At 58.4% G+C, this 20113-nt stretch carries 11 protein-coding genes; 3 read left to right on the forward strand and 8 right to left on the reverse strand.

Translation table 11 applies throughout. From position 1 onward, the window contains the following. Positions 1-4 precede the first annotated feature (4 nt). The gene (locus AAER43_RS13100) at positions 5-901 is read left to right on the forward strand and encodes a DMT family transporter (protein WP_050862649.1); all 897 of its coding nucleotides are present in this window, start codon (positions 5-7) and stop codon (positions 899-901) included. On the opposite strand, the gene narI is transcribed toward AAER43_RS13100, so the two are convergent. From narI to AAER43_RS13125, 5 genes are all read right to left on the reverse strand, one after another. Continuing rightward, entirely contained in the window at positions 898-1575 is a 678-nt protein-coding gene (gene narI, locus AAER43_RS13105) for a respiratory nitrate reductase subunit gamma (protein WP_023330579.1), read from the reverse strand. The genes AAER43_RS13100 and narI overlap by 4 nt on opposite strands. Further along, positions 1575-2285, reverse strand: coding sequence for a nitrate reductase molybdenum cofactor assembly chaperone (gene narJ / locus AAER43_RS13110; RefSeq protein ID WP_045281224.1), 711 nt, complete (start codon positions 2283-2285; stop codon positions 1575-1577). The genes narI and narJ overlap by 1 nt, the downstream gene beginning before the upstream one ends. Beyond that, the gene (gene narH / locus AAER43_RS13115; RefSeq protein ID WP_045281223.1) at positions 2282-3817 is read right to left on the reverse strand and encodes a nitrate reductase subunit beta; all 1536 of its coding nucleotides are present in this window, start codon (positions 3815-3817) and stop codon (positions 2282-2284) included. Before narH ends, narJ begins: the two co-directional genes overlap by 4 nt. Then, positions 3814-7557, reverse strand: coding sequence for a nitrate reductase subunit alpha (locus tag AAER43_RS13120; RefSeq protein ID WP_057057748.1), 3744 nt, complete (start codon positions 7555-7557; stop codon positions 3814-3816). Before AAER43_RS13120 ends, narH begins: the two co-directional genes overlap by 4 nt. A gap of 379 nt (positions 7558-7936) precedes the next feature. Then, positions 7937-9334 (reverse strand): NarK family nitrate/nitrite MFS transporter, encoded by a 1398-nt coding sequence (locus tag AAER43_RS13125; RefSeq protein ID WP_057057747.1) that lies wholly within the window; start codon positions 9332-9334, stop codon positions 7937-7939. A 309-nt stretch (positions 9335-9643) separates the two neighbouring features. On the opposite strand from AAER43_RS13125, the gene narX reads away from it, so the two are divergent. Next, the gene (gene narX / locus AAER43_RS13130; RefSeq protein WP_014884178.1) at positions 9644-11440 is read left to right on the forward strand and encodes a nitrate/nitrite two-component system sensor histidine kinase NarX; all 1797 of its coding nucleotides are present in this window, start codon (positions 9644-9646) and stop codon (positions 11438-11440) included. Continuing rightward, the gene (gene narL, locus AAER43_RS13135; RefSeq protein WP_008499531.1) at positions 11433-12083 is read left to right on the forward strand and encodes a two-component system response regulator NarL; all 651 of its coding nucleotides are present in this window, start codon (positions 11433-11435) and stop codon (positions 12081-12083) included. The genes narX and narL overlap by 8 nt, the downstream gene beginning before the upstream one ends. Before the next feature lie 3 nt (positions 12084-12086). On the opposite strand, the gene AAER43_RS13140 is transcribed toward narL, so the two are convergent. The 3 genes from AAER43_RS13140 to nirB all read right to left on the reverse strand — a co-directional run bounded on the left by AAER43_RS13140 (position 12087) and on the right by nirB (position 20102). Continuing rightward, complete coding sequence (locus AAER43_RS13140; RefSeq protein ID WP_050862647.1) at positions 12087-13493, reverse strand: YchO/YchP family invasin; 1407 nt, start codon at positions 13491-13493, stop codon at positions 12087-12089. Positions 13494-13641: 148 nt separating this feature from the next. Then, complete coding sequence (locus AAER43_RS13145) at positions 13642-16119, reverse strand: nitrate reductase (RefSeq protein WP_050862646.1); 2478 nt, start codon at positions 16117-16119, stop codon at positions 13642-13644. After that, entirely contained in the window at positions 16116-20102 is a 3987-nt protein-coding gene (nirB, locus tag AAER43_RS13150; RefSeq protein ID WP_072093724.1) for a nitrite reductase large subunit NirB, read from the reverse strand. The genes AAER43_RS13145 and nirB overlap by 4 nt, the downstream gene beginning before the upstream one ends. Between the last annotated feature and the right edge of the window lie 11 nt (positions 20103-20113).

The raw sequence follows: 20113 nt of genomic DNA on the forward strand, positions 1-20113 counted from the left end.
GATAATGCGTGATTTCCATAAAGGCGTCTGGCAAATGAGCCTGGCGATGTTAATTTCCGGCTCTATCGGTGCGTTTGTTTTACTCTCCGATCTGCCCGTCACGGAAGTGGTCTTCTGGCGCTGTCTTATTGGGGCCATAACACTTTTTATTTTTATCCGGGTCAGTCAAAAGCCCTTTAGTCCCCTCACCCGCACCACGCTGATGCTGGCGATTCTCGGCGGTGTGGCATTAGTTGTGAACTGGCTACTGCTTTTCGCCGCTTACGAACGTATCTCTATTGGCCTGTCTACCGTGGTATATAACACCCAGCCGTTTATGCTGGTATTGATGGGGATGTTTTTAGGTGAGCGCGTCAGCCTGGTAAAATGGGGCTGGCTGTTCCTCGCCTTTGGCGGAGTGGTGATATTGCTCTCCAGTGAGCTGACCGGAGCCCATAACAGTAAATGGCTCGCAGGGGTTGGTCTGGCCATGGCCGCGGCCTTCTTCTATGCGCTGACGGCAATCATTGCGCGCAAACTCAAAACAATCGCCCCACAGCATATCGCTTTTATCCAGGTGCTGACCGGCGTGGTGATGCTGCTGCCTTTTGCCAGCCAGCCGTCGCTCTCCGGTGATTTTCCCTGGCCGATCTTGCTGACGCTGGGCATCGTCCATACCGGTATTATGTATCAACTGCTGTATAGCGCGATCCAGAAACTGCCAACGCCGGTGACCGGCTCCCTGTCGTTTATCTATCCGGTGGTGGCAATTATTGTAGATAATCTGGTGTTCGGACACGCATTGAACCTGACGCAGCTGGCGGGTGGCGCGTTAATCCTGTTTGCCGCGGCGGGCAACAACCTGGGCTGGGGCGAAAAAAAACCCCGCGAGTGCGGGGTTGGTCTTAAAACGGTGAATTAGCGACGGGCACGCACAATCTGATACTTGCGCGTCAGGTACTCCACCGGCGCGCTCCAGATGTGTACCAGACGGGAGAACGGGAACAGCACAAACAACGTCATCCCCAGCACCAGGTGAACGCGGAAGATAAACGCCACGCCGTCCAGGTGTTCGGACGCGCCACCGTGGAAAGTCACCACGGACTGCGCCCAGCCGACCAGCTTCATCATTTCACTGCCGTCCATATGCTGCGCCGAGAACGGAATGGTCAGCAGACCCAGCGCGCATTGCACCACCAGCAGGGAAAGGATCAGGATGTCCGCCGCGGTGGTCGTTGCCCGCACACGCGGGCTGAACAGACGACGTTTCAGCAACAGCAGGCCCCCGACGAGGGTCATCACGCCGCAGGCACCTCCCGCGATCATCGCCATCTTCTGTTTCACCTCAATCGGCAGCCACGCTTCGTACATCCAGTGCGGGGTCAGCATCCCGAGGAAGTGCCCGGCAAAAATCCCGAGGATCCCGATATGAAACAGGTTAGACGCGACGTGCATCCCCTTACGATCCAGCATCTGGCTGGAGGCAGCACGCCAGGTGTACTGGCCGTAGTCATAACGCAGCCAGCTTCCCACCAGGAACACGGTGCCCGCGATATACGGGTAAATGTCAAAGAAGAACATATTCAGGAAGTGCATTAGTGCCGTCCTCCGTTAGAGATATCCAAATATTGCGGAGCGACCGCCCCGGCAAAACGACGCTGGTGAGCGGAGATTTCAGACTCGCCGCAGCTCTGGTCAGCAAAGAATTTCACCTGCTCTTCCTCCCAGACCGCATCCAGCGCTTGCGGGGTATCATCGCGGGCTTCATCCGCGATTTTCTCCGCCACTTTTTCACTGTCGACAGCGGCGTTTGCCAGCTTCATCAGCAGGTCGAACAGCACCGCATAGCGGCTCTCACGCTGCTGAAGACGCGCGCTGAGCAACGCCAGGATCGGCGCGATGTCCTGCAGACCGCCCAGCGCCTCGTCTTTCGGCAGTTGAGCCAGATACTCCAGGTACAGCGGCAGATGGTCCGGCAGCTCGTGGCTGTCGAGCATCAGGCCGTGCTGCTCGTACTGAGCCATCAGGTCCACCATCGCCTGACCCCGGTCGCGGGATTCACCATGAACGTGTTCGAACAGCAGTAACGACGTTGCACGGCCACGGTCAAACAGCTGGCTGTAGTCCGCCTGCGCGTCGAGCAGATCGCGCGCTAACAGGTCGCGGAGGAAAACGCCCAGCGTCTGGGCATCCTCTTTATCCAGGTTTTCAGATGACGCGAGTGCATCAAAAAGCTCCTGCTGATGCTGCGCAAGCGCAGCATCCGGATACTCGAGCAGACGCGAAACAATGACGAGTTCAATCATTGGTGCGGCTCCGTTTTGCTGGTCACATCCATGGCGTCGATGCGGCGGCTGTTAAACAGGTTGAATTTGCTGTCTGACCCATGGCAACCGTCGCCAAAACTAAAGCCACAGCCATTTTTCTCCGGGAAGGCCTCGCGAGCCAGTTCACGGTGGCTGCTCGGCACCACGAAACGGTCTTCATAGTTGGCAATTGCCAGGTAGCGGTACATCTCCTGGGCCTGTGCTTCAGTCAGACCGACCTCGTCCAGCGCGCGGGTATCGTTAACGCCATCAACGGTTTCCGCACGCTTAAAGTGACGCATCGCCAGCATACGTTTCAGCGCCAGCAGTACCGGTTGGGTATCCCCTGCGGTCAGCAGGTTTGCCAGATACTGAACCGGGATACGCAGGCTCTCGACGTCCGGCAGAATGCCGTTGCTGCCCAGCTCGCCTGCATCGGCAGCAGACTGGATTGGCGACAGCGGCGGCACGTACCAGACCATCGGCAGCGTGCGGTATTCCGGATGAAGCGGCAGAGCCAGCTTCCAGTCCATCGCCATTTTATACACCGGCGACTGCTGCGCCGCGTCGATAACGCTCTGTGGAATACCGTCCCTCAGCGCCTGCTCAATGACTTTCGGATCGTTCGGGTCAAGGAACACGTCAAGCTGACGCTGATACAGATCTTTCTCGTTCTCGGTACTCGCGGCATTTTCAATCGCGTCTGCGTCATACAGCAGCACGCCGAGGTAGCGGATACGGCCTACGCAGCTTTCGGAGCAGACGGTTGGCTGACCTGCTTCGATACGCGGGTAGCAGAAGATGCATTTCTCTGATTTCCCGCTCTTCCAGTTGAAGTAGATTTTTTTGTACGGGCAGCCGGTGATGCACATACGCCAGCCGCGGCATTTGTCCTGGTCGATCAGGACGATGCCGTCCTCTTCACGCTTGTAGATGGCGCCGCTTGGGCAGGTCGCCACGCACGCCGGGTTCAGGCAGTGCTCGCAAAGGCGCGGCAGATACATCATGAAGGTGTTTTCGAACTGGCCGTACATCGCCTTCTGCATGTTCTCGAAGTTCTGGTCTTTGGCGCGTTTTTCGAACTCGCCGCCCAGAATCTCCTCCCAGTTTGGACCGCTGGTAATTTTGTCCATGCGCTTGCCGGTGATCAGCGAGCGAGGACGCGCGATCGGCTGGTGTTTGCTTTCCGGCGCGTTGTGCAGGTTCTGGTAGTCATAGTCAAACGGCTCGTAGTAATCCTCAATGCCCGGCAGATGCGGGTTAGCGAAGATTTTTCCCAGAAGCATCGCGCGGTTACCCATGCGCGGCTGCAGCTTGCCGTTGATTTTACGGATCCAACCGCCCTTCCACTTCTCCTGGTTTTCCCAGTCGGTCGGGAAGCCGGTACCCGGCTTGCTTTCCACGTTGTTGAACCAGGCGTACTCCATACCTTCACGGCTGGTCCAGACGTTTTTACAGGTGACCGAGCAGGTGTGACAGCCGATGCATTTATCCAGATTCAGCACCATGCCGACTTGTGAACGAATTTTCATTTTACGCTCTCCTGTACCTGGTCATTACCTTCGCCGTCTAACCAGTTAATGTTCTTCATCTTACGTACCACCACGAACTCATCGCGGTTCGATCCTACGGTGCCGTAGTAGTTAAAGCCGTAGGCCAGCTGCGCATAGCCCCCGATCATATGGGTCGGCTTCGGCGTAATACGGGTCACGGAGTTGTGGATCCCGCCGCGCTGTTCGGTGATTTCTGACCCCGGCAGGTTAACGATACGTTCCTGCGCGTGGTACATCATGGTCATCCCGGCCGGTACGCGCTGGCTCACCACCGCACGCGCCGTCAGGGCACCGTTGCTGTTAAACACCTCGATCCAGTCGTTATCTTCAATACCCAGATCTTTGGCATCCGTCTCGCTCATCCAGACAATCGGACCGCCGCGCGAAAGCGTCAGCATCAGCAGGTTGTCGCTATAGGTCGAGTGGATCCCCCACTTCTGGTGCGGCGTCAGGAAGTTCAGCGCCTTTTCAGGGTTACCGTTGGATTTCGCGCCCATAACTGCGGTTACGGAGCGGGTGTCGATTGGCGGACGGTACACCAGCAGGCTTTCACCGAAGTCACGCATCCACTGGTGATCCTGATACAGGGACTGACGACCGGACAGCGTGCGCCATGGGATCAATTCGTGAACGTTGGTGTAACCGGCGTTATAGGAGACATGCTCATCTTCAAGTCCTGACCAGGTCGGGCTGGAGATAATCTTGCGCGGCTGGGCCTGAATATCGCGGAAGCGGATTTTCTCTTCCTCTTTATTCGTTGCCAGATGCGTGTGGTCACGACCGGTAAACTCGCTCAGCGCTGCCCACGCCTTCACCGCCACGTGGCCGTTGGTTTCCGGCGCCAGGGTCAGGATCATCTCTGCGGCATCAATCGCCGTGTTCAGCATTGGCTGGCCTTTCGCCGGGCCGTCCGCTTTGGTGTAATTGAGCTTACGCAGCAGATCCATTTCGCTCTGGGTATTCCAGGCAATCCCTTTCCCGCCGTTACCGATTTTCTCCATCAGCGGACCGATAGAGGTAAATCGCTCGTACGTCGCCGGGTAATCACGCTCCACTGGAATGATGTGCGGCGCGGTCACGCCCGGGATCAGGTCACATTCGCCTTTTTTCCAGTCTTTGACGTCCAGCGGCTGCGCCAGCTCGGCCGCAGAGTCGTGCTGGATTGGCAGCGTCACCACGTCGGTCTCTTTGCCCAGATGCCCGACGCACACTTCAGAGAATTTCTTCGCGATATCTTTGTAGATATCCCAGTCGCTTTTCGACTCCCACGCCGGGTCAACCGCGGCAGACAGTGGATGAACAAACGGATGCATATCCGAGGTATTCATGTCGTCTTTTTCGTACCAGGTCGCGGTTGGCAGCACGATATCGGAATACAGGCAGGTACTGGACAGACGGAAGTCGAGAGTCACCACCAGATCCAGCTTGCCGTCCAGACCGTTGTCTTTCCATTCCACCTCTTCCGGCTTCACGCCGCCCTGCCTGCCGAGATCTTTCCCCTGGATACCGTTCTCGGTACCGAGCAGGTATTTCAGCATGTACTCGTGACCTTTACCGGACGAGCCCAGCAGGTTGGAGCGCCAGATGAACAGGTTACGCGGATGGTTTTTGCCGTTCTCTGGCTGTTCAGCCGCGAAACGGATTGAGCCGTCTTTCAGGGACTTAACGGTGTAATCCACCGGTGACATTCCCGCTTTTTTCGCCTCTTCCGCGATGCGCAGCGGGTTAGTACCCAGCTGCGGCGCAGACGGCAGCCAGCCCATGCGCTCAGCACGGACGTTGAAGTCAATCAGGTGGCCGCTGTAGCGGGATTTATCCGCCATTGGCGACAGCAATTCCTGCGCGGTAACCGTCTCGTAGCGCCACTGGCTGGAGTGGTTATAGAAGTACGAGGTACTGTTCATGTGACGTGCAGGACGCTGCCAGTCAAGGGCAAACGCCAGCGGCTGCCAGCCGGTCTGCGGACGCAGTTTTTCCTGGCCTACGTAGTGGGCCCAACCGCCGCCGCTCTGACCGACACAGCCGCAGAAGATCAGCATGTTGATCAGGCCACGATAGTTCATATCGAGGTGATACCAGTGGTTCAGACCCGCGCCGACGATGATCATTGAGCGACCGTGCGTCTTATCCGCGTTTTCTGCAAATTCGCGGGCGATACGGGTAATCTGTGCGCGAGGAACGCCGGTGATCTGCTCCGCCCATGCCGGGGTATAGGCTTTTACGTCGTCATAGCTGGTTGCGCAGTTTTCATCATTCAGACCCCGTTCCAGACCGTAGTTCGCCATGGTCAAATCGTAAACGGTAGTGACGAGCGCCGTTGAGCCATCAGCCAGCTGCAGGCGTTTAACCGGCAGTTTATGCATCAGAACATTTTTCAGTTCAACCTTGTTGAAGTGCTCTGAACCTTCGCCTCCAAAGTACGGGAAGCCGACCTCGGCGATCTCGTCCTGGCTGCCCAGCATGCTGAGACGCAGTTCCGTCTCTTCACCGGTGGTACCGTTACGCTGTTCGAGGTTCCACTTGCCCTTCTCACCCCAGCGGAAGCCGATAGAGCCGTTAGGTGCCACCAGCTCGCCGTTGCTGTTATACGCAACGGTTTTCCATTCAGGGTTATTTTCCTGGCCCAGCGCGTCCACCAGATCGGCGGCGCGCAGCGTACGGCCAGCGGCGTAGTAACCGTCACGCTCTTCCAGCATCACCAGCATCGGCATGTCGGTGTAGCGACGTACATAGTCGGTGAAATACTGGCTTGGTTTATCGAGGTGGAATTCGCGCAGCATAACGTGGCCCATCGCCATCGCCATCGCGGCGTCGGTACCCTGTTTCGGTGCCAGCCACAGGTCACACAGTTTGGCAATTTCCGCGTAGTCCGGGGTGATCGCAACGGTTTTGGTCCCTTTGTAGCGGACTTCGGTAAAGAAGTGCGCGTCCGGGGTACGGGTCTGCGGAACGTTAGAGCCCCAGGCGATGAGGTAGCTTGAGTTGTACCAGTCAGCAGATTCCGGCACGTCGGTTTGCTCGCCCCAGGTCTGCGGAGACGCAGGCGGCAGGTCGCAGTACCAGTCGTAGAAGCTCAGACAGGTGCCGCCGATCAGTGACAGATAGCGCGCACCGGAGGCGTAAGAGACCATCGACATCGCCGGGATCGGCGAGAAGCCTGCCACGCGGTCAGGGCCGTAGGTTTTGACAGTGTAGACGTTAGAGGCGGCAATCAGCTCGTTTACCTCTTTCCAGGAGGAACGAACAAAGCCACCGCGGCCGCGAGCCTGCTTAAAGCTTTTCGCTTTATCTGCATCTTCGATGATGGACGCCCAGGCATCAACCGGATCGCTGTGCTGCACTTTCGCTTCACGCCACATTTTCATCAGACGCTTACGCATCAGCGGGTATTTCAGACGGTTAGCGCTATAGAGATACCAGGAGTAGCTGGCGCCACGCGGGCAGCCGCGCGGTTCGTGGTTCGGCATATCCGGGCGGGTGCGCGGATAGTCGGTCTGCTGCATTTCCCAGGTCACCAGACCGTTTTTAACGAAAATCTTCCAGCTACATGAGCCAGTGCAGTTTACGCCGTGGGTAGAACGGACAACTTTGTCATGCTGCCAGCGTTGACGGTAACCGTCTTCCCAGTCCCGGTTGGTATCCAGAACCTGGCCGTGCCCATCGGCAAAAGTTTCACCCTTCTGTTTGAAGTAGCGAAACCGGTCCAAAAATTTGCTCATCGGGTATCTCCTGTGTGGAGCCTGTGGCTCTCTAAATCGACATTGCTGATTTGCAGCGAAGGTAACGCTCTGAAAGAGGAGGAGAATTGATAACGATCAAGGCGACGAGGGACTTTCAGGGGTGGGGTTAGGCCAAATACCACCAAAGCGGTAGATTTTAAAAAATCATAATAATATGATTTTTAATGATATTTTCATTTCATCGTACAATAACCACGGCAAAATTTAACATCTCAGGTATTAAGGGGTAGACCTCCCTGCAAGGCGACGGCGATCACAGTGTTACCGGCGCGCTTCTGTGCAAACCCATCAGTATGTTGTAACTACTTCCAGATCAAAAAAAACGCGGCCCCAAGGCCGCGCAAACGGATAATCACACTTACTTATTTTTCTTGGTATTACGGCCATATACCAGCCACGTAATCACAACGCAGGCGATATAGAACACAAGGAACACTTTCATCGCACCCGCCGGGGAACCGGTCAGGTCAAGCGAAATACCGAACGCTTTCGGGATAAAGAAGCCGCCAATGGCACCGATGGCAGAGATAAAGCCCAGCGCAGCAGCGGTATCCGTCGCCGCTTCACGCATCGCCTGCTCTTCGCTTCCACCCTGCGCTTTCACGCGATCCATCGTCAGCTTACGGAAGATCACGGAGATCATCTGGAAGGTGGACGCACTCCCCAAACCGGCCGTCAGGAACAGCACCATAAACACGCCGAAGAAGGCGATGAAGTTTCCGCCCTGTCCGTCCGCTGGCAGCGTCAGGAACAGCAGCGCACAGAAGACCGCCATCACGACAAAGTTCACCAGCGTCACGCGGGTACCGCCCAGACGGTCAGAAACCATGCCGCCCAGTGAGCGAGCCAGCGCGCCAATAAATGGACCAAAGAAGGCGAATTGCAGGATCTGCACGTCCGGGAACTGGGTTTTCGACAGCATGGCGAAACCGGCAGAGAAACCGATAAACGACCCGAAGGTGGCCAGATACAGCAGCGCCATCACCCAAAGGTGTCCACGTTTCAGCACCGGCAGCTGTTCACTCAGTGACGCCTTCGACGCAGACAGATCGTTCATAAAGAACCACGCTGCCAGGGTGAAGACCACCAGGAACGGCACCCAAATCCAGGCGGCGTTCTGCAGGTAGAGGGAAGAACCATCCGCCTGTTCAACGCCACCGCCACCAAAGGCAGCAAAAATGGACACCGAGATCGCCAGCGGCGCGATCAGCTGCATCACGCTCACGCCCATGTTGCCCAGACCACCGTTAATGCCCAGCGCGCCACCCTGTTTCGCTTTCGGGAAGAAGAAGCTGATGTTCGCCATACTGGAGGCGAAGTTCGCACCCGCAAAACCGCACAGCAGGGAGATGATCACGAACACGCTAAACGGCGTGGACGTATCCTGCACCGCGAAGCCGAGCCACACGCAAGGCACGATCATGATCCCGGTACTGAATGCCGTCCAGCGACGGCCACCAAAGACCGGCACCATAAAGGCGTAAGGAACGCGCAGCAGCGCGCCTGACAGCGACGGCAACGCGGTCAGCATAAACAGCTGATCGGTTGTGAACGTAAACCCAACTTTTGGCAGATTTACCGCCACTGCACTAAACAACATCCATACGCAATACGCTAATAACAGACACGGAACGGAAATCCACAGATTCCGGCTTGCTACACGATGGCCGCGCTGTTGCCAGAACGCCGGATCCTCTGGACGCCAGTCTGTAATAACGGCACCATTTTCCCTTTCGGGAGCGGATGAGTGACTCATAGACACCTCTGATTCTCGAATGATGCTGCAAACATTAGGGTTTTAGGGCGGCGGTAAGTTGATATAAATCAAAGGAAAAGTGCGAGGATTTGCGGCACGAAAAAAGGTCTTATCCTTAGTGAGTAGGCAAATCAGGTCAAAAAGACGTTGTTTTTCACGGCGCTGACGCGTCCCTGCTCCCCCTACCCTCAGATGCATACTCCACTGGCAATTTAGGAGTAATCATTTATAGGTATGGGTATACTCCAGGGTATGCACCAGAATAGCGCCATTCCTGCAAGCAGGCCACGTCAGGAGCCCGGCAACTCTATGTTAAAAAGATGTTTATCACCGCTGACACTCGTCAATCAGTTAGCCCTAATCGTTTTGCTGTCCACCGCACTCGGCGTAACCGGCATGGCGATTTCCGGCTGGCTGGTACAAGGGGTACAGGGTAATGCGCATGCCATCAATGAGGCAGGCTCGCTACGCATGCAGAGTTACCGTCTGCTGGCGTCGGTGCCTCTGACGCAGGACGACCAGCCTCTCATTGATGAAATGGAGCGCACGGCTTTCAGCCCCGAACTGGAAAATGCAGCCATCCGCGCCGGTCAGCAATCCCAGCTTAAAGCCCTTCAGGGCTACTGGCACACCCAACTGGAACCCGGACTGAAACAGGCGCAAAGCCCGGAGACGGTCGCGCAGGACGTGGCGGGTTTTGTCTCACGCATTGATGCCCTGGTCTCCTCTTTTGACCAAACCACTGAATTACGCATCGATCGGGTGGTGATGGTACACCGTGCCATGGCGCTGTTTATGGGCCTGCTGCTGATCTTCACCATTATCTGGCTCCGCGCGCGGCTGCTGAATCCGTGGAAACAGCTGCTGGCCATGGCCCGGGCGGTAACCGCCCGGGATTTTACCCAGCGCACGCACATCAGCGGACGCAACGAAATGGCGATGCTCGGCCAGGCGCTCAACACCATGTCGGCAGAGCTGTCCGAAAGCTACGCGGTGCTTGAGCAGCGCGTACAGGAAAAAACGGCGGGGCTGGAGCAGAAAAACGAAATCCTCTCTTTCCTGTGGCAGGCCAACCGCCGGCTGCACATGCAGGTGCCGCTCTGTGAACGCCTCTCCCCGGTGCTGAATGGCCTGCAAAATCTGACCCTGCTGCATGACCTGGAGCTGCGCGTTTACGACGTGGAAGATGAAGATAATCATCAGGAGTTTACCTGTCAGTCCGACATGTCCTGTGATGATAAAGGCTGTCATTTATGCCCTCGCGGCCTGCCGCCGTCGACCACTGGCGGCACGACGCTGAAATGGCGACTAACGGACAGCCATACCCAGTACGGTATTCTGCTGGCGACCCTGCCCGCCGGGCGTCACCTGAGCCACGATCAGCAACAGCTGGTTGATACGCTGGTTGAACAGCTAACGGCCACGCTGGCGCTCGACAGGCATCAGGAAAAACAGCAGCAGCTGATCGTTATGGAAGAACGCGCCACCATCGCCCGCGAGCTGCATGACTCAATCGCCCAATCGCTCTCCTGTATGAAAATGCAGGTAAGCTGCCTGCAGATGCAGGATGCGCAGATGCCGGACAGTAATAAACAGCTGCTCAGCCAGATACGCAACGAGCTGAATACGTCCTGGGTACAGCTGCGTGAGCTGCTGACCACCTTCCGCCTGCAGCTGACCGAGCCGGGCCTGCGTCCGGCGCTGGAAGCCAGCTGTCAGGAGTTTAGCGCCCGGCTGGGGTTCCCGGTGAAGCTGGATTACCAGCTGCCGCCGCGGTTTGTCCCGTCACATCAGGCTATTCATCTACTGCAGATCGCCCGTGAAGCACTCAGCAACGTGCTTAAACACGCGGAAGCGACGGCGGTCACGGTCACCGTCAGCCAGCACGCTAACCAGGTCAGACTCACGGTTCACGACAACGGCCGCGGCGTGCCGGAAAATGCCGAGCGCACGAACCACTATGGTTTAATCATTATGCGAGACCGCGCCCAAAGCCTGCGCGGTGATTGTCAGGTTCGCCGGAGAGAGACGGGTGGCACGGAAGTCGTGGTCACCTTTATTCCCGAAAAACCGCTTACAACTTCTCAAGGAGAAACCCATGACTAATCAGGAACCGGCATCCATCCTGTTGATCGACGACCATCCGATGCTGCGTACTGGCGTAAAACAGCTGGTCAGCATGGCACCCGATATTACCGTGGTTGGCGAAGCCAGCAACGGGGAACAGGGCATTGAGCTCGCCGAGTCCCTCGATCCCGATCTGATCCTGCTCGATCTGAACATGCCCGGCATGAACGGCCTGGAGACCCTCGACAAGCTGCGGGAAAAATCGCTTTCCGGACGCATCGTCGTCTTTAGCGTCTCGAACCATGAAGAAGATGTGGTCACGGCGCTGAAGCGCGGCGCGGATGGTTATCTGCTGAAAGATATGGAGCCGGAAGATCTGCTTAAAGCACTGCAGCAGGCTGCGGCCGGCGAGATGGTGCTGAGTGAAGCCCTGACGCCGGTGCTGGCCGCCAGCCTGAGGGCCAACCGCGCCACGTCTGACCGTGACGTCAGCCAGTTAACACCGCGCGAACGCGATATTCTCAAACTAATCGCCCAGGGGCTGCCGAATAAAATGATCGCCCGCCGTCTGGATATCACCGAAAGCACGGTCAAAGTGCATGTGAAGCATATGCTGAAGAAAATGAAGTTAAAATCCCGCGTTGAGGCCGCCGTGTGGGTACATCAGGAACGCATTTTTTAAGGATTACTCATCCGGCAGCAGCTTCCAGCGCGGGTCGTCGTCAGGTATAGCGATCAGCGGCTGCACCACCGCAAGCGTGATCTCATTGGACGAGACGCGCTGGCCCTTCTCATCTTCCACTACCGCAGAAAGATGCCAGCGGTTTGTCGCGCCTTCTGCCTCATTCCAGGCAGGCATAATCACGCTCCAGCCGTCGCTGCTGTTACCCTTTCCGGGCGACGTCAGGCTCAGTGCCTGGGTATCGCCCTGCCAGTGGATCTGACGGATGCCGTGCGTGCTACGAATCTGTAGCTTCAGCATGACGGTTTCCCCCCCTTTCAGATCCCACGGCGGCGTTGCCAGCCAGACGGACAGCGTTTTACGCTGGCGGAACTCCATAATCGGAAGGCTGTTGCGCTCGGGGGAATCATAGCGGCTGCCACGCAGAGAACGCGTGGCCGCAACTTCACTGGCGGAGAGTTGCTTTACCAGCGGCACGCCAAAGCGGTAGTTAAGCTTCAGGCCGAGGTTATTCTGGCTTTCGCCGCTTTCACCCTGCTTATGCGCGGCGGTCAACGTGACCAGCGGAACCGGGGTATAGTTAAGCCCAAGATTGACCGCCACCGGGTTGTGATAGCCGGTTCCGCTGTTGAAGAGATCAACGTTGTCGCCAAAATACTGCTCGACGCTGACGCTGGTGTTCAGGTGATGAAACCACGGCAGCCAGGCTTTGGCGGTGACATCATATCCCCGCGCCATTCGCTGTTCCTGAACATCAGACCTGTCGCGCCATCCGGCAAACGGCTGGTAATAGTTCGCTGACAGGCGCAGATTCTCCCCCCACACCTCGGCGCCCAGTCCGGCACGCTGCAGGTTTTCGTCCAGCAGATTATCGTAGAAGGTGTTATAGCCCAGCAGCCATTTTCCGGCGACCCAGCGCTGGCCGATTCCGGCGTTACTGACCAGGCCATCCGTCTGCTGCGTCAGGCCAATCTGGCTCCAGCTCAGGTAACGGTTGTTATCATTCCAGGGGATAAACCAGCTCCCGCTGCTGCCGTTAAATTTGCCCGCGTTATCGACCAGTAAATTGACGCTGGCGTTCCCCCAGGGCGACAGCCAGGACTCAATCTGCTGGTTCACTTCGCCGCTCACCGCGTCGCGCACCTGACCAAAGGCAAACTGACGCGCCTGCTCGCCCGTTGTCAGGCCGTTGTCGGTCATACTGGCTTCACCAAAGGCTTTCGCCATTTCGGCCAGGTGCTTTTCCCCTTCCCCTGAGGGAGCAGCCATACCCAGGTCGGGCAGATTATCCCCGTTATTATCAAAGGGATTTTGTGCCTGCTGGATAAAGGAACGCGGCGCACCGTGAACGGCTCCGGCCGTAAGAAGGGGGAGTAAGAGCAGAAAACGAATGCGGGACGATACAACCATCAACGTCGTAAAAAAGAACCTGTGTTTATGGATAAACTCTTATTATGTTAACGCGATAAGCCTGGAAATGCAGTTCTGGCGGAAATTTCAGGATTATCCTGAAACTGATTGTCGGGTGGCGACTCCGCCACCCGACGCCCTTACACCATCATCCAAACAGTCCTTTCAACTCCGAAACGCAGGAGCCGCAGTTCGTGCCGCACCGTAACGTTGCCCCCAGCGCGGCGACGCTTTCGCACCCTCCGGCTATCGCCTCCCGAATCGCATTTTCTCCGACGCTGAAGCAGCTACAGATAATGCGTCCCGGATCCACCGTCTCCTCCACACCCTGCCCGTTCAGTAGCGCATGACGCTCTGCAGGCGTCGTGGGGGGCGAGCGAAAAGCAGCGTTAATGATCGGGTGTACCAGCTCCGGTAACGCGGTGCCTTCCCAGAAGCCGAGCATCAGCTGACCTTCATGCCAGGCCAGCACGCTACTGCGTTCGCCGGTTTGAGCAACCTGTAACTGCCAGCCCCGGCTGCTGGCGTAGTTCATGACCCACGAAAGAAACGGTTTATCTCCTGATACCGTCAGATGCGAGGCTTTACGCCACCAGTGAACCCAGGATGGTAACGCCGGCTGTTCGTGGGTATAGAGCACCCCTTGCCAGGCGGGCAGCCAGGGCATGATCCGAACGGCGGTTTGTTTGCTCTCCGGCTGGCCCGACGCCGGATCGCAGCGCCCTTCCACCAGCGCATTCACCTTTCCCTGACGGGCAAACACGGCGTTCCAGTGCATCGGGGCAAACGCCTCGCCTTGCCGGATGCCGCGGTTGACTCGCACTCTGGCGACCATCACGCCGCGCGGCGAACTGATCCGCGCCAGCTGGCCATCACACAACGAGAACCGCACGGCATCGCTGGCGCAGACCTCAACAAACGGCTCCGCGATATGCTGCATCAGCCGGGACACATACCCCGTCCGGGTCATGGTGTGCCATTGATCGCGGATGCGTCCGGTATTGAGGAGCACCGGGTACAGCGTGCTGACCGCCGCACCGTGCTGGACCGGATCGACCGGCACCAGGTTTCGGCGCGGAAAATCCCCCGTTGACCACTGATACGGCTCCAGCCGCTCCCACGCTTCGCGGGTAAGTTCATCCAGGTCATGCAGGTTCAATGCCCGCGTGCCGTCATTTTCAAAGGCCGTCAGCGCCGCGTGCTCGCAAAAAATCTCGTGCGGATGTTGCCAGGCAAAGGCGTCGCCGTGCCCCAGCCGTTTTGCAATCTGCGCGACGATCCACCAGTCCGGTTTTGCCTCTCCCGGAGCAGGCAGAAAGGCGCGCTGGCGCGAAATACGCCGCTCGGAATTGGTCACAGTGCCGTCCTTCTCCCCCCAGGCCAGCGCCGGAAAACGGATATGGGCGAACCGGCTGGTGTCGGTATCGTTCATGACCTCAGAAACAATCACCAGCGGGCAGCCTGCCAGCGCCTGACATACGGCGTGACTGTCCGGCAGCGAGACCGCTGGGTTGGTGCCCATGATCCACACCGCCTTCACTTCGCCACGGGCAATGGCATCAAACAGTTCAACCGCCATCAGGCCAGGCGTCTGCGCCAGCCTTTCCGTTCCCCAGAAACGCGCCACCCGCGAAAGATCGTCCGGCTCAAAGTTCATGTGCGCCGCCAGCTGATTTGCCAGCCCGCCCACTTCCCGTCCGCCCATGGCGTTTGGCTGTCCGGTCAGCGAAAACGGACCGCAGCCCGGGCGGTTGAATTTTCCGCTGGCAAGATGGACGTTGATGATGGCGTTACACTTGTCGCTACCGCTCGATGACTGGTTGATCCCCATGGTGTAGAGCGTGATCGCGCGTGGCGCGGTGACAAACCAGTCATAAAACACACCAATATCCTGCACAGGAAGGTCGCAAAACGCCGCCACGCGGGCCATCGGCCACGCGTCGGTTCCCTGGATCACATTGAGCAACCCCACAAACAGCCCCGCATCGCTGCCGGGTTTTAGCGCCAGATGCAGGTCAGCGATATCACAGGTAGCCGTTTCACGCGGGTCAATCACCACCACCTTCATCTGCGGATTGGTTTGCTTTGCCTGCACCAGCCGCTGGTACAGAACAGGGTGCGTCCAGGCGGCATTCGAGCCCACCAGTACCACCAGATCGCTGTTCTCCACGTCCTCGTAACTGCACGGCACCACGTCCTCACCGAAGGCACGTTTATAACCCACCACCGCTGACGACATGCAGAGCCGGGAGTTGGTATCAATGTTCGCCGCCCCGATGAACCCCTTCATCAGCTTGTTAGCGGCGTAGTAATCCTCGGTTAACAGCTGGCCGGACGCGTAGAACGCCACCGCCTGCGGCCCCCATGTGTCGATAATGTGCTGGAGCCGTTCACCTGCCGCCCCCAGTGCCTGCGTCCAGTCCACCTCATGACCGTCAAGGACCGGGCGCAAAAGCCGCCCCTGTAAATCGGTTGTCTCCCCCAGGGCGGCCCCTTTCACGCACAGGCGACCAAAATTCGCCGGATGGGTTTCATCTCCCCGAACGCTGACCACGCCGCCTTCCAAGCGGGCGACCACGCCGCAGCCCACCCCGCAGTAGGGGCATGTTGTCCGGGTTTCTGTCATGAAGCCTCCGCACGCATGACCAGGGCATCGTTACCGACCCACACTTTGCCGTTTTCAATTTTCACCGGCCAGGCGCGTACCGCAGGCTCACCATTTTCAACCTGACAGCCATCGCGCAGACGAATGCGCTGTTTATAAAGCGGAGAGATCACCACCGGCTCCCCCGCCGCATCGCCAAGAATGCCGCGAGAAAGCACGTTCGCACGGCTTCCTGGCTCAAGGTCATCGAGGGCATAAACGGTTTTGCCAAAGCGGAACAGCGCAATCGCGTTGTGACCGAGACGCGCGCCAATGCCCGCCTGTTCGGGGATATCCTCGATACCGCAGATTTCCTGCCAGCGTTTGCCTTGCTCTACGGCAGTGTCGTTCACAGCGGTGCGGAACAGCTCCAGACGATTGGGATCGTTGAGCGTGGTCTGCCATTCGCACTGGTAGGTTTCTACCACCCGGGCCATCTCCTGCTCCAGTTCGTGGGCAATACCCAGACTGTCGTCGAGGATCACCTCGCGCAGATAGTCGAGGCCGCCTTCCAGGTTGTCCATCCAGGTGCTGGTGCGCTGCAGGCGATCCGCCGTGCGGATGTAGAACATCAGGAACCGGTCAACGGTACGGATCAGCGTTTCATCGTCCAGATCGCTGGCGAAAAGATCCGCATGGCGCGGCTTCATGCCGCCGTTGCCGCACAGGTAGAGGTTCCAGCCTTTATCGGTGGCAATGACGCCCACGTCTTTGCTCTGCGCCTCGGCACACTCGCGGGTACAGCCGGAAACCGCCATTTTGATTTTGTGCGGCGCGCGCAGGCCTTTGTAACGGTGCTCCAGTTTGACCGCGAGGCCGGTGGAGTCCTGCACGCCATAGCGGCACCAGGTCGACCCAACGCAGGATTTCACCGTGCGCAGAGATTTCCCGTAAGCGTGGCCGGTCTCAAATCCGGCTTCCACCAGCGCCTGCCAGATCTCCGGTAGCTGTTCCAGAGTGGCGCCAAAGAGGTCAATACGCTGCCCGCCAGTGATTTTGCTGTAAAGGCTATAGCGCTTTGCAATCTGGCCGATGGCGATCAGCCCGTCGGCGGTCACTTCCCCGGCGGGCATACGCGGCACGATGGAATAGGTTCCGTCCTTCTGAATATTGGCAAAGTAACGGTCGTTGGTGTCCTGCAGCGGCAGATGCGTCGGTTTAAGCAGATACTCGTTCCAGCAGGAAGCCAGCACGGACCCGACCAGCGGCTTACAGATTTCGCACCCGTGTCCCTGACCGTAGCGGCTGATGAGCTGGTCAAAGGTGCGGATATGGTTGACGCGCACCAGGTGGTAAATTTCCTGGCGTGACCAGGGGAAGTGTTCACAGATATCCTTTTTCACCTCCACGCCCTGTTCAGCAAGCTGAAACTCCATCACCTGCTTCACCAGCGCACTACAGCCCCCGCAACCGGTCGCCGCTTTAGTGCACTGTTTGATGGCACCGATATCCGTTGCGCCCGCGCTCACGGCCTGGCAAATATCGCCCTTGCTGACGTTATGACACGAACAGATCTGCGCACTTTCCGGCAGCGCCGCCACGCCCAGCGCTTTTGGCGCGCTGCCTGAGGATGCGGGTAATATCAGGGTTTCCGGCGCTTTCGGCAGGCTGATTCCATTGAGCATCATCTGCACCAGCGTGGCGTATTCGCTGGCATCACCCACCAGCACGCCGCCGAGCAGCGTTTTGCTGTCGTGGCTGACCACGATTTTCTTGTAGATTTGCTGCGGGCCGTGCGTCCACTGGTAGCTCAGCGCCCCCGGCGTGCGCCCGTGAGCGTCGCCAAACGACGCCACATCCACGCCCAGCAGCTTGAGTTTGGTGCTCATATCCGCGCCGGTGAAGGTTTTATCCTCCCCTGCCAGCACGGCGGCGGCCACGCGTGCCATCTGGTAGCCCGGGGCAACCAGTCCAAAGATTTTCCCTTCCCACAACGCGCATTCGCCAATGGCAAACACGTCACGGTCGGAAGTCTGGCAGCCATCGTCAATGCAGATCCCGCCGCGCTCGCCGATAGCCAGCCCGCTGCTGCGCGCCAGCGCGTCCTGCGGACGGATACCGGCAGAAAAGACCACCAGGTCCGTTTCCAGCGCTTCGCCATCGGCAAAGCGCAGCACCAGCCCGTCATCCGTCGACGCAATTTCCGTGGTGGCTTTAGCGGTGTGAACGCCCACGCCCAGCGCCTCGATTTTCTTGCGCAGCATCGACGCGCCGTCGTTATCGAGCTGAACCGCCATCAGATTGGGCGCAAACTCCACCACGTGAGTCTCGAGCCCGAGTTGTTTCAGGGCGTTTGCTGCCTCCAGCCCCAGCAGCCCGCCGCCGATGACGACCCCGCGACGCGCACCCGCCGCATGGGCCGCAATGTTGTCGAGATCGTCGAGCGTGCGGTAGACAAAACAGCCCGGCAGATCGTTACCCGGTACCGGCGGGACAAACGGGTATGAGCCGGTCGCCAGCACCAGTTTATCCCAGTGCGTTTCATGCCCACTGGCGGTACGCACCACGCGCGCGTCGCGGTCAATGGCGACAATCAGCTGCGACAGGCGCAGCTCAATGCCGTTATCAGCAAAAAAATCCCCTGCCACCAGCGAGAGCGAATCCGCACTGCGGCCGCCAAAATACTCGGACAGATGCACCCGGTCATAGGCGGCATAGCGCTCTTCACCAAAGACCACGATCTGATACTGCTGATGTAAGTTGCGGTTAACGCAATCTTCGAGAAAATGATGGCCGACCATACCGTGCCCAACCACCACCAGAGTAGGTTTTGTCATAGCGTTCTGTCCTGCAACCTGCGGTTGCGTAGTGAATCGATCGAACAGCCAGTCCGCGTGTGCGGGCGCAGCCGTTGCCAGTAAATCGGTAAATGTCGCCGCGTTGCGGCAATCTCCCATCAGCAGCACGCCAGCCAGCGTCCCCTGATGGATCAGTAAGCGACGATAGTGACGCGTCAGCGGATCCCATGAACGCCAGACCACGTCGCCCTCCTGCTCCGCCGCGCGACCCAGGCTGAACAGCTCCACGCCGGTCACCTTGAGTCGCACACCGTTGTCGGTGAGGGTAAACGGCGCAGTGGTGTCGCCCGCCAGCCGTGCGGTGAGGATATCGGCCTGCGCCAGACAGGGGGCGACCAGGCCAAACGTCTGGCCATCAATTTCGCAGCACTCGCCAATGGCATAGATGTCCGGCGCGGAGGTCTGCATCTGGTGATTCACCACAATCCCGCGCGCGCAATGAAGGCCGCTGGCCTTTGCCAGGTCAATGTTGGGCTGCACGCCGGTCGCCAGCACCACGCGCGCCGCAGCAATACTGCGTCCATTGAGCAACGTCACGGTGTTGTCGTTAATCGCCGAGATACCGGAGGCAAGCTCACAGCGCACGCCCCGTTCCGCCAGCGCCTCCTCCAGCAGCGCGCCAGCCTGTTGATCCAGCTGTTGTTCCATCAGCCACGGACCGCGATGAACGAGCGTGACGTTGTCACCTGAGCGTGCCAGTGCTGCCGCAGTCTCAACCCCAAGCACGCCGCCCCCCAGCACCACCGCCGGACCGGAAATTGCCTGAATGGCGCAGGTATCCTCCAGGGTGCGGAACGTGAACACCTGCGGCGCATCACCGCCGGGGATCGGCGGAACAAAAGGCGTTGAACCGGTGGCAAATACCAGGGCATCCCAGCCCAGCGTGCGGGTGGCGGTTCGCACTTCCCGTGAGACCACGTCCACGGCAAGCGCCCTTTCGCCCCGCAGCACCGTAACGCCACGTACCCGGTACCAGTCCTCATCCTGAAGACAGATATCCGCTGCCGCTTTCTCGCCCCCCAGCACCGGCGAAAGCTGAATGCGGTTATAGGCATGCTCAGGCTCATCACCGACGACGGTGATAGCAAAACGACCCGAGGCCCGCCCGGTTAGCCCGTCAATCAGCCGAGTGGCCGCCATTCCATTCCCGATAATGACCAGTCGCATCAAAGCCCCCT

The sequence above is a fragment of the Enterobacter sp. FUJ80071 genome (assembly GCF_038739915.1).
In the GTDB taxonomy this organism is placed as follows: domain Bacteria; phylum Pseudomonadota; class Gammaproteobacteria; order Enterobacterales; family Enterobacteriaceae; genus Enterobacter; species Enterobacter kobei.